This window comes from Bacillus cereus group sp. MYBK108-1, from assembly GCF_051917185.1.
In the GTDB taxonomy this organism is placed as follows: domain Bacteria; phylum Bacillota; class Bacilli; order Bacillales; family Bacillaceae_G; genus Bacillus_A; species Bacillus_A cereus.
Genome location: NZ_JBQAHZ010000011.1, coordinates 83,860 through 94,814, shown reverse-complemented (window position 1 = coordinate 94,814; position 10,955 = coordinate 83,860). Strand labels below are relative to the sequence as shown.

Genomic DNA, 10,955 nt, shown 5'->3' with positions numbered 1-10,955 from the left:
ATAAATCATGCTACAATGAAAACGAATTAAGGACCGGGGAGCCAATTGGCTGAGAGGATGTAAGTAAACATCGACCCTCAACCTGATCTGGATAATGCCAGCGTAGGGAGTTACTTAAAGTGATGTAGCATATGTTATTCTGTAATAACTTGCATACAAGGCTTTCCTACGCAGTAGGAAAGCCTTTTCTTATTTTTGAAATTTATTTTTATAAGGGGGATTTTATTATGTTACAACAAGTTACAATGTCATTTTCAGTAGTACCACAAGCAAAAACGAAAGATGTATATTCTGTTGTCGATAAAGCAATTGAAGTTGTGCAACAATCGGGAGTTCGTTATGAAGTAGGGGCAATGGAAACAACTTTGGAAGGAGAATTAGATGTACTTCTTGATGTCGTTAAACGTGCGCAACAAGCTTGCGTCGATGCTGGAGCAGAAGAAGTGATTACTTCTATTAAAATCCATTATCGTCCAAGCACTGGTGTAACGATAGATGAAAAGGTTTGGAAGTACCGTGATGAATATGCAAAACCAGAAGCAATCTAAACTTATTACAACTATTTGGCTTATCCTTCTCATTGCGATATGGGAAGGATCTGTTTCATTATTTAAAATCGAACCGTGGATTTTACCAAAGCCTTCTGCCATTGTTCAAGAATTAATTGGGATGAAAGATTTACTATTACCAAATACGATGCAAACACTGCAGGAAGTTATAATTGGACTATTCTTTGCAATTTTATTGGGGACGAGCATCGCAATTATTATGGACGTTATACCGTTATTTCGTATTTTAATAAATCCATTGCTCGTTATTTCGCAAACAATTCCAATTGTTGTACTTGCACCGCTATTTATTATTTGGTTTGGATATGGGATGTTGCCGAAAGTAATGGTCGTAATACTCGTTTGTTTCTTCCCAATTGCGCTTAGTATTTTAGAAGGTTTTCAAACAGTAGATAAAAACATGTTGAAACTGTTACAAACAATGAAGGCGACAAAATGGCAAGTTTACCAGAAAGTAAAATTTCCAGCAGTGCTTCCATACTTTTTCTCAGGTTTAAAAATTGCAGTTACATATAGCGTAATGGGGGCAATTATCGGAGAATGGCTCGGTGCAAGTGAAGGATTAGGCGTTATGCTTACGAGGGCTACAAAATCCTTTTTGACTGCCCGAGTATTTGGTGTTGCAGCAATCATCGTTATGGTGACATTATGCCTGTATTTTATCGTAGAGTTTATGGCAAGAATAACAGCACCATGGATATATAGAAAGGACGGCAGAAAATGAAAAAAGGTTTGAAAGTTATGTTAGCTGCCTTAGTAGCGGTAGGTGTGGCTGGATGTAATCCGGCGAAGAAAGAAGAAAGTGCAAGTAAAGATCAAAAAGTAAAAGTAGTATTAGATTGGTTTCCAAATACGAATCATACTGGCTTGTATGTAGCGCAAACGAAAGATTATTACAAAAAGCAAGGATTAGATGTAGAAATTATTCAACCAGGTGACAATGTAACAGCAGAGCAAATGATAGCATCAGGAAAAGCAGACTTCGCAATAAGCGCACAAGAAAATGTAACGTTAGCTCGTGTGGAAGGAATTCCTGTTGTATCTGTAGGAGCGATTATTCAGCATAACACTTCAGCGTTTGCATCGCTTAAGAAAGATAATATGACGTCACCGAAAGATTTTGAAGGTAAACGTTACGGCGGCTGGGGAGGACCAGCGGAAGAAGCGACATTAAAGACGATTATGGATAAACATCAAGCTGATTTTAATAAAGTTGAAAAAATCATCTTAGGACAAACAGATTTCTTTAAATCAATCGGTCGTGATGCAGATTTCGAATGGATTTATTACGGTTGGGATGGTATTGAAGCGAAGCGCCAAGGAAAAGAGTTAAATACGATTATGGTGAAGGACTTAGATCCAGCGCTTGATTTCTATAGTCCTGTTATTATTACGAGTGAAAAACATACGAAGCAAGATAAAGACTTTGTGAAAAAGTTTATGAGTGCAACGACAGAAGGTTATAATTTTGCAATTAAGGAACCGAAAGAGGCTGCTGATATTTTAATTAAAGCTGTTCCAGATGTAAATAAAGATTTAGTTCAAGAAAGCCAAAAATGGTTAAGTACGAAGTATCAAGATGATGCTAAAGCATGGGGAGTACAGAAGGAAGAAATTTGGACGAATTACATGAATTTCTTATATGACAACAAAGTTATTAAAAAGAAAATCGATGTAAAAGATGCTTTTACAAATGAATTCCTTCCAAGTGAAAAATGAGCGGATTACAAATAAAAAATATAGTGAAATCTTTTGACGGAAAGAATGTATTAGAGAATATTAGTGCCTCTATACAAGAGGGAGAGTTTGTTTCCTTTGTAGGACCGAGTGGTTGCGGGAAAAGCACATTATTAAACATGATTGCAAATGTTGAAAAACCAACAAGCGGGAACGTAACGTATAACGATAAGCAAGTACAAGAGCAAGATGTTGTTAGTTATATGCCACAACAAGATTTATTACTACCGTGGCGATCAGCTTTGCAAAATATCGTTCTTCCGTTAGAAATTGAAGGAAAGCCGAAAAAACAAAGGCTGACAGAAGGAATGGAAGCATTAAAGCAGTTCCAACTAGATGAATATGCAGACCATTATCCAGATGAATTATCTGGTGGTATGCGTCAAAGAATTAGTTTTCTGCGCACATATTTATGTGAAAAGCCAATTATGCTGCTGGATGAGCCTTTTGGTAAATTAGATGCATTTACAAAAATGGAAGTACATAGCTGGCTTTTAAACTCTTGGCATCAAGAAAAGCAAACAATCGTTATGGTGACACATGACTTAGATGAGGCAATCTTGCTTTCAGATCGCGTATTTATTTTATCTCAAAGACCAGCGTCAATAGTTGGCGAGGTACAAGTGAAATTACCTAGGCCGAGAACGATGGATATGTTAACATCACTCGAATTAAAAAAGGATAAAGAAGAGATTTTAAGTGTGTTAGCTCCTTATATGAAAAAATAGAAAAAGCTGATGTTTTAATTTTAGACGAACCGACTAATCATTTGGATGTAGAAACTAAGATGGCTTTACAGGAAGCGTTACAACAATACAAAGGAACGGTTTTAATTGTCTCACATGAACCTTCTTTCTATGAATCGTGGATAACAAAAGTATGGAATATAGAAGATTGGAATACTGAACAATATGAATAAAGAAAAGGCATTAGCTTTTAGGAGCTAATGCCTTTTCTTTGTGATTAACATGATTTTCGAGAACTCTTACATGAGAATTGTATGAAGAAGCACTCTTATGGTGCGCTTATAAGCGTGCTTTTTCTTTTGTTATATTTATAATACGAAAGCCTTTCCCTAACAGGTGACTATCTTTCTTTATATATATAGATAGTTCAAAATGGAATGAAAATAATTCCTTTATGTAAAGGATAATATGGATATTATAGGAAGACAATAGAAATTAAAGGAAATTCATGTAAAATTCAAATGAACTTCATATAAACTTCATATTAGAAATTAAATATAATTATAATAGGTTATTATGATATTTTTGATTTTTCGTAAAATTAAAAGTTTGAATTTAGGAGGTATTGCTCAAACCTAAATTCAAACTTTAGTGAATTAATTAATGGATATTACGTCTAGTTTTCGCTAATGACGGTATTTAAAAGTTCGGCAGGATTACCTGTTCCTGCACCGCCAATTGTAATAGATCCACCAGGAGGAACTTCACCATTCCATCCTGCGTTCGTAATTACATAATGATTATTTGTTTTACTACTAATTTTAGAATCCCAAACTTGTGTTAAATTACCGCTATAATCAAATTCTAATTTCCAATTTTTAATAGGAGTCGTTCCATTATTTTTGATTATAATCGAGAAGTTATAACCGCTGCCCCAATTCGAAGTGACTGAAAATGTAGCAGTACCATTTCCATCAGGAGGTGTCGTATTAGCTTCATCCGTTTTGACAGTAAGAGCGGTAGGTTGTGATTTATTTCCAGCAGCATCTTTGGCAATTATTGAAAATGTGTATTCCGTATTAGGTTTTAAGTTTTTAATTGTAATGCTATTTGTTGTTGTACTCCATTTCTCTTCTCCAGCAGTAATTTCATATTCCATAACTCCTACGTTATCAGTAGATGCAGTCCAGTTTAATTGAACTGAGTTTGAATTTTTATTCGTAACTACAACGTTTTTAACATTCGTTGGTGGCTCAGTATCTTTTTGACTAATAGGTCCACCAAGTAATTCTTTTACTAGCGTATCAAGTAATTTTGGACCACTGCAACTATATTTTGGACTTGTACGGCAATCTCCGCTTAGTTCCCAAAACATTGCTCCACTTAAACCTTTCGTCTTTATATAGTCTGTTTTGTATTTCATAGATTCATTGTCATCGTAGCTAATAAATGTGCCTGTAGTTGCATTATATAAATAAGGTACTTTAGCTGTGTCATTCCAGTAGCGTACAAAACCATTTTTATTAACGTAATTGGCTGCTAAATCACCGTAATCATACACACCTGTGTCACCGGTAGAATAATCATCCCAAGTACCTTTAGAAGCAAGTTTCCCATCACTACCTGGTTTGCAAGGTTGATATTGTCCGTTATTTTCTTTTCCACAACTTTTCCAGCCACGTCCGTAAAAGGGTACGCCTAATACTAGTTTATCGACTGGAACACCTTCATTTGTATAAACATTTATAGCACCATCTACGTAAAAATTCGTATTTGCTGCTGGGTCATTTGGATCCTTATATAGAGCTGCATTATGATTAGAAGTAGCTTCCCATCCGCCGTGGAAATCATATGTCATAATATTAATCCAATCGAGTATTTGAGAAATTTTCTTTAGCTCTGTATGATCAGCGTAGCGTTGGCTTGCGCCTGAAGCGATTGTTAGTAAATATTGTTTGCCATCTTCAGTACCTGCTTTATTCAAAGCATTTCGGACATCTTGAAGAAGGAGAGTGAAATTTTGTTTATCTTCAGGACGATAACTACCACCAGGAATCGTTTCAACGCCCGGATATTCCCAGTCTAAATCTACGCCATCAAACCCATATGCGCGAAGAAAAGCTACTGTAGATTCAGCAAATACTTTTCTTGTTTTTTCATCAGCGGCCATATCAGAAAAGCGGTTAGACCAAGTCCAGCCACCAACGGAAATAATTGTTTTTAAGTGAGGATATTTAGCTTTTAATCGTTTTAGTTCCCCGAAATTTCCGCAACGGGCATATTTATCGCAATCTTCCCAAGTTGTCCCTGAGCCAGGATACGATTTGGTAACATCAGCCCATGGTTCACCGAGTACGAGAGTACCATTAGGAACCTCTTTATTTTGCAATGGTACACCAGATTCTTTACAGTTCCACGTTTGTTTATTTGGATTATCAGGATGAGTAGAAGGGTTTCCATGTTTTCCATTCCAACAAATATCCGCGAAAGCATAGTTAAGGTGAGTAAGCTTTGATGCATCAATGTCAGCAACTTGATAATTACGTCCGTAAACGCCCCACGAAGGAAAGTACCCAACAATTTTTTGACTTTGCTTTGGTGAATCTGCTAATGCGAGATTTGGAGTAATAAAATTTGTGAGAAAAAGAGGTAAGAAAAGTAGTAGAGATAGTAATAGCAGTGTGAATTTTTGAGACCTCATAGCCATTTCTCCTTTCAAAATAAAAGATATATTTAAAGGCATACGCCAATAAACCAAAATGAATCTAGACGTATGAAACGTCTAGATAAAATGATCAGACATCACGAAGTCTATACAAGGGAGCTGGGGGTGATTAAATCGTAACAAATGTAAGATTTAGTGTAAACGCTTTATTAAGTTGAAAAAGACTTTCTCAATACAAAAAGGCTTGAATACAAACTATATATGAAAACGAAAGATTGGTATGGGAAGAAAAAGCTCATTATAAATAAATTTGAGAAAAAATTGTATGGAGCCAATTATTAAAGACGTAGAAAGATAAGGAAATATCATGTAAAATAATAGTAAAAATATGTAAAGGAGGGAATAGTGTGGATGTGTTTTTGAACATTGCTGAAGAAAAAATTCGACAAGCAATACGGAATGGTGATCTTGATTATCTTCCGGGAAAAGGAAAACCACTACAATTAGAAGATCTTTCAATGGTACCTCCAGAACTTAGAATGAGTTATAAAATTTTAAAAAATGCGGGAATGATTCCACCAGAAATGGAACTACAAAAAGATATATTAAAAATAGAGGATTTAATTGCTTGCTGTTATGATGAAGAAGAGAGAAAGAAATTACGAGAAGAGTTAACAGCAAAAGCTCTTCGTTTTCAGCAGGTAATGGAAAAGAGAAAGATTAAAGATAGTTCAGCTTTTCGTATGTATCAAGGCAAATTATTTCGTAAATTACGCTAAGAGGGATAAGATGACTACATTTAAAACGATAGAAGAATTAGCGCCCTATATCGAAGAACAACAATTGGTACTTCTGTTTATTAAAACGGAAAATTGTGGTGTTTGTGATGTTATGCTAAGAAAAGTAAATTGCGTATTAGAGAATTATGATTACGTAGAGAAAATAGAAATATTACTACAAGACATGCAAGAGATTGCGGGGCGATATGGAGTATTTACAGGGCCAACAATTTTATTATTTCATAATGGAAAAGAAATTCTTCGTGAATCACGCTTCATTTCACTTGAAAATCTAGAGAGAATCATTCAATTATTCGAGGAATAGGGGAGGCTTTTATATGGGATTTATTATTGTCATACTATTATTTGTTGTAGTTGGAATAATCGTAACAGCAGTTCGATCGAACAAAAAGAAGGTGAACTTGGCGAAACAAAATAACATACATAATTCATCTAACAGCTCATCACCATTATTTTTCTTTGCTGGATCGGATAATGATAGCTCGCATGATGGCGGTTCACATGATTGTGGAGGCTCTTTTGGGGGAGATAGCGGAGGAAGCTGCGGTGGCGGTGGGGATTGATGAAAATGCGCCTTATATAGGCGTATTTCTTTTTAAACAAACGTTTGATTAGTCGGCTTACATATACATAAACACAGTTAAACAAACGTTTGATTAATATTTTTAACATACTAAGGGGAATGGAAATGAAAAGGGAACCGAAAGTGAAAAATAAGGGGAAAGTAGTGTTATTTTTATTAGCTGCGGGAGGCGTATTTCTTGTTAAATTAGCATTTAAATTTGGAACAATACATATGATTCGAACTTGGTTTGAAAGTACGTTTTCTTAAATAAGGAATATAGCCTCTTGCGATAGAGGTTTTTGATTTGTTATTATTAGACTGAACGGTCGGTTTAAAGAGGTGTGAATATGAGAAGAAGCGCAGAAGAGATAAAGAAAGAAATTGCATACAAAGCAGAAAGTCTATTTTCACAGAAGGGCTACGCAGCTACATCTATGGAAGAGATTTGTGAAATTACAGAGCGAAGTAAAGGAAGTATTTATTATCACTTTAAAAGTAAAGAAGAATTATTTTTATTTGTAGTGAAACAGCATACGTATGATTGGCTTGAAAAATGGAATGAAAAAGAGAAGTTGTATAGCACTAGTACTGAAAAACTATATGGTCTCGCGGAATATCATGTAGAGGACATACAGCAACCAATTTCAAATGCCATAGAGGAATTCTCTATGAGTCAAGTTGTAAGTAAAGAGATTTTGGAGGAACTATTAGCTTTAACTAGAGAATCATATGTTATGTTTGAGAAATTAATTGAAGCAGGTATACAGTCTGGAGAGTTCCGTGAAGATAATACTCGTGATCTTATGTATATTGTGAATGGATTATTATCAGGGCTTGGAGTACTTTACTACGAGCTAGATTATAAAGAGTTGAAGCGTATTTATAAAAAGGCAATAGATGTATTGTTAAAAGGAATGGCAGCTGAATAATAGGTCAGTTGCTTTTCTTACAAAATAAATTAGACTGAACGGTCGGTTTGTGAAAGGGGAATGAAAATGAACGCTTTATTTAAAAACCGAGCATTTATGCTCGTTATGGCGTCTGATATTTTACAACAATTTGCAATTTGGATCAGAAATATGGCTCTTTTGTATTTTATAATGGAGCGAACGAATAATGATCCGGTTTCTGTTTCTTTGTTATCAGTTATGGAATATGCACCTATTTTTATTTTCTCGTTTATCGGTGGTGCGCTAGCTGATCGCTGGAATCCGAAAAGAACAATGGTCGCTGGAGATGTGTTGAGTGTACTGTCTATTATAGGAATTGTCCTGTTGTTAAAGCTGGATTATTGGCAGGCTATATTTTTTGCAACACTCATTTCCGCGATTGTAGGTCAGTTTTCTCAGCCCTCATCTTCGCGTATATTTAAGCGCTATGTAAAAGAAGAAGAGATAGCAAATGCGATTGCATTTAACCAAACATTACAGTCATTATTTCTGATTTTTGGACCAGTGGTAGGATCGCTTGTGTATACACAACTTGGTTTATTTACGTCACTATATAGCTTAATCATTTTATTTTTGTTATCTGCTATCGCCCTTTCATTTTTACCAAAATGGGTTGAAAAAGAGCAAGTGGCGAGAGATTCATTAAAAAATGATATAAAAGAAGGTTGGAAGTATGTTCTTCATACGAAAAATTTACGTATGATTACGATCACTTTCACCATTATAGGCTTAGCTGTTGGATTAACAACTCCATTAGAGGTGTTTCTTGTAATAGAACGCCTTGGAATGGAAAAGGAAGCAGTTCAATATTTAGCTGCAGCTGATGGAATAGGTATGTTAATTGGTGGTATTGTTGCTGCAATTTTCGCTTCAAAAGTGAATCCGAAAAAAATGTTTGTATTCGGTATGGGCATATTAGCAATGTCATTTTTAGTAGAAGGGCTATCTACATCATTTTGGATTACTAGTTTCATGAGGTTTGGAACAGGTATTTGTTTAGCTTGTGTTAATATTGTTGTCGGTACGCTTATGATTCAACTTGTACCAGAAAATATGGTTGGAAGAGTAAATGGGACGATTTTACCACTGTTTATGGGGGCAATGCTAATTGGAACTTCACTAGCTGGAGGATTAAAGGAACTAACTTCACTAGTTACTGTGTTTTGTATAGCAATGGCACTTATTTTATTAGCGATAGGGCCAGTTCTACGTATGCAAATAAAAAAAGAAGATGTTGCTAATAAAGAGGCACTAACAAATTCGTTAGCTTCGAAATAACTATTGTAAGGGAGCAATATTGCTCCCTTTTTCTTTGAGGAACTTTTGACAACTATATGAGCCAATTATATACTGATGTTGTAAAAACGATTTTACAGGTTAGGAGCAATGGTGTGAAAAATCAAATCTATGAATTACGCACTGAAAATAATATTTCACAAGGCGCATTAGCTGATAAATGTAAGGTTTCTAGACAAACGATAAATGCAATTGAGAATAATAAATATGATCCAAGTTTAGCGTTAGCATTCCGTTTAGCTGAAGTATTAGAAACAACTGTTGATAAATTATTTTTGTACAAGCAGTAGAGTCGTTCATTATAAGTCGCACCTTTAAAAATAAAAAAGATCCTCTTCTTATGAGAAGAGGATCTTTTCTTATAGCGTTTTAGTCTTTGGACTAGGTGGTGTAACGGATGTATTATTTTCTGGAACTCTAGTTAGTAAAAATCCTCCGATAATAAACAGAACAATAATACTAAGAACACCAGCGTTTGTTTTTCCTGTTAATTGGGTTGTAACACCGACTAATACTGGACCCATAATCGCGGCAAACTTGCCAAATATATTATAAAATCCGAAGAATTCATTTGCAGATTCTTTTGGTACTAGTTTTGCAAAGTATGAACGACTTAGTGCTTGAATACCACCTTGAGATGTAGCAACTAACATTGCTAAAATCCAAAAATCAAGTGTCGTTTTTAAGAAATAAGCATATGTGCAAATAATGATATAAATAATGATACCGACATATAACATTTTTTTACCAGTAAATGTTTCAGATAGTTTTCCATATAGTAAAGCAAATGGACAAGCGACAATTTGTGTTACAAATAATATGATTAATAGATTCGTTGCACTAATACCGAGATCGGTTCCGTAAGCGGTAGACATAGTAATAATCGTATCGACTCCGTCAATATAGAAAAAGTAAGCGATTAGAAACATAAATACAGTTTTATATTCTTTAATATTTTTAAAAGTATCAGCAAGGCGTTTGAAGCTCATTCTAATAGGTCTTGGATGACGTTCAATATAGTGCGTTTGCTCTACGTTTTTTAGCATTGGAATTGTAAATAATCCCCACCAAAGAGCTGTTATTGCAAAGGAAATTTGACTAGCAATGCCGACCGATAAGGGAATAGTTCCTTTTTGGGAAAGAATAATAAGAGCGATACAACCGATAAAAGGAATTGTACTCCCGATATAACCTAATGCAAATCCTCTTGTAGAAATTCGGTCCATTCTATCTTCAGAAGTGACGTCTACTAAAAATGCATCATAGAAAATGTTTGCTCCAGCAAAGCCGATTAAGGCGAGCATATAGCACCCTAGCAATAAGTACCACTGAGAGGTTGGAACGACTGCTAACATACTTGTAAATACGATACCGAGTCCAAAGAAGAATGTGAAAAAACGTTTTTTAAATCCTTTATAATCAGCAACTGTGCCAAGAATAGGAGCAAGTATAGAAATTAAAAGTGTTGCGAATGAGTTTGCATATCCCCAATATGCTGTTGAAGTTGCCCCAGATAAACCCGCTTCTTTTGCAGCTGCTTTAAAGTAAATTGGAAATAATGCAGTTGTAATGACGAGCGAGTATACAGAGTTCGCCCAATCGTATAATATCCAGCTTTTTTCTTGTCTGGACATTTTTTTCATATAATGTTCCCCCTTAAATTTATTTTACTAACAGTGTACAAAAA

The 10,955-nt window shown here is 35.1% G+C and carries 13 protein-coding genes, 1 pseudogene and 1 riboswitch; of the genes and pseudogenes, 12 read left to right on the top strand and 2 right to left on the bottom strand.

The features are described 5' to 3' along the window. Nucleotides 1-24 precede the first annotated feature (24 nt). Nucleotides 25-126, top strand: a riboswitch (TPP riboswitch). A 101-nt stretch (nucleotides 127-227) separates the two neighbouring features. The 5 genes and pseudogenes from ACTFSL_RS16835 to ACTFSL_RS16815 form a co-directional block, all read left to right on the top strand. Beyond that, the gene (locus tag ACTFSL_RS16835; RefSeq protein ID WP_065224797.1) at nucleotides 228-548 is read left to right on the top strand and encodes an MTH1187 family thiamine-binding protein; all 321 of its coding nucleotides are present in this window, start codon (nucleotides 228-230) and stop codon (nucleotides 546-548) included. After that, on the top strand, nucleotides 520-1,293 hold the full coding sequence (locus tag ACTFSL_RS16830; RefSeq protein WP_001057166.1) for an ABC transporter permease: 774 nt from the start codon (nucleotides 520-522) through the stop codon (nucleotides 1,291-1,293). Before ACTFSL_RS16835 ends, ACTFSL_RS16830 begins: the two co-directional genes overlap by 29 nt. Beyond that, complete coding sequence (locus tag ACTFSL_RS16825) at nucleotides 1,290-2,288, top strand: ABC transporter substrate-binding protein (RefSeq protein WP_000715573.1); 999 nt, start codon at nucleotides 1,290-1,292, stop codon at nucleotides 2,286-2,288. The genes ACTFSL_RS16830 and ACTFSL_RS16825 overlap by 4 nt, the downstream gene beginning before the upstream one ends. Next, the gene (locus tag ACTFSL_RS16820) at nucleotides 2,285-3,034 is read left to right on the top strand and encodes an ABC transporter ATP-binding protein (protein WP_000016088.1); all 750 of its coding nucleotides are present in this window, start codon (nucleotides 2,285-2,287) and stop codon (nucleotides 3,032-3,034) included. Before ACTFSL_RS16825 ends, ACTFSL_RS16820 begins: the two co-directional genes overlap by 4 nt. Further along, nucleotides 3,031-3,225 (top strand): annotated as a pseudogene (locus ACTFSL_RS16815) (ABC transporter ATP-binding protein); the annotation flags it as partial. The gene ACTFSL_RS16820 and the pseudogene ACTFSL_RS16815, both read left to right, overlap by 4 nt. A 443-nt stretch (nucleotides 3,226-3,668) precedes the next feature. On the opposite strand, the gene ACTFSL_RS16810 reads toward ACTFSL_RS16815, so the two are convergent. Then, the gene (locus tag ACTFSL_RS16810; protein ID WP_440042085.1) at nucleotides 3,669-5,693 is read right to left on the bottom strand and encodes a glycosyl hydrolase family 18 protein; all 2,025 of its coding nucleotides are present in this window, start codon (nucleotides 5,691-5,693) and stop codon (nucleotides 3,669-3,671) included. Nucleotides 5,694-6,064: 371 nt separating this feature from the next. Here ACTFSL_RS16810 and ACTFSL_RS16805 point away from each other — a divergent pair, with 371 nt between their 5' ends. The 7 genes from ACTFSL_RS16805 (at nucleotide 6,065) to ACTFSL_RS16775 (ending at nucleotide 9,558) form a co-directional block, all read left to right on the top strand. Continuing rightward, entirely contained in the window at nucleotides 6,065-6,436 is a 372-nt protein-coding gene (locus ACTFSL_RS16805) for a DUF1992 domain-containing protein (protein WP_440042083.1), read from the top strand. 10 nt (nucleotides 6,437-6,446) lie between these two features. Next, complete coding sequence (locus tag ACTFSL_RS16800; protein WP_440042082.1) at nucleotides 6,447-6,761, top strand: thioredoxin family protein; 315 nt, start codon at nucleotides 6,447-6,449, stop codon at nucleotides 6,759-6,761. A 13-nt stretch (nucleotides 6,762-6,774) separates the two neighbouring features. Then, the gene (locus ACTFSL_RS16795; protein WP_000505774.1) at nucleotides 6,775-7,020 is read left to right on the top strand and encodes a hypothetical protein; all 246 of its coding nucleotides are present in this window, start codon (nucleotides 6,775-6,777) and stop codon (nucleotides 7,018-7,020) included. A gap of 125 nt (nucleotides 7,021-7,145) precedes the next feature. Beyond that, nucleotides 7,146-7,289, top strand: a complete 144-nt coding sequence (locus tag ACTFSL_RS16790) for a hypothetical protein (protein ID WP_000817981.1) — start codon at nucleotides 7,146-7,148, stop codon at nucleotides 7,287-7,289. An 80-nt stretch (nucleotides 7,290-7,369) separates the two neighbouring features. Then, nucleotides 7,370-7,951, top strand: coding sequence for a TetR/AcrR family transcriptional regulator (locus ACTFSL_RS16785; RefSeq protein ID WP_001254439.1), 582 nt, complete (start codon nucleotides 7,370-7,372; stop codon nucleotides 7,949-7,951). A 66-nt stretch (nucleotides 7,952-8,017) separates the two neighbouring features. Further along, a complete protein-coding gene (locus tag ACTFSL_RS16780; RefSeq protein WP_000992547.1) occupies nucleotides 8,018-9,250 on the top strand; it encodes an MFS transporter in 1,233 nt (410 codons plus the stop codon). 56 nt (nucleotides 9,251-9,306) lie between these two features. Next, nucleotides 9,307-9,558 carry a helix-turn-helix transcriptional regulator gene (locus ACTFSL_RS16775; protein WP_440042081.1) on the top strand — a complete coding sequence of 84 codons (252 nt, stop codon included), beginning with the start codon at nucleotides 9,307-9,309 and terminating at the stop codon, nucleotides 9,556-9,558. A gap of 69 nt (nucleotides 9,559-9,627) precedes the next feature. Here the strand turns inward: ACTFSL_RS16775 and ACTFSL_RS16770 are convergent, their stop codons facing one another. After that, entirely contained in the window at nucleotides 9,628-10,911 is a 1,284-nt protein-coding gene (locus ACTFSL_RS16770; protein WP_000738812.1) for an MFS transporter, read from the bottom strand. Between the last annotated feature and the right edge of the window lie 44 nt (nucleotides 10,912-10,955).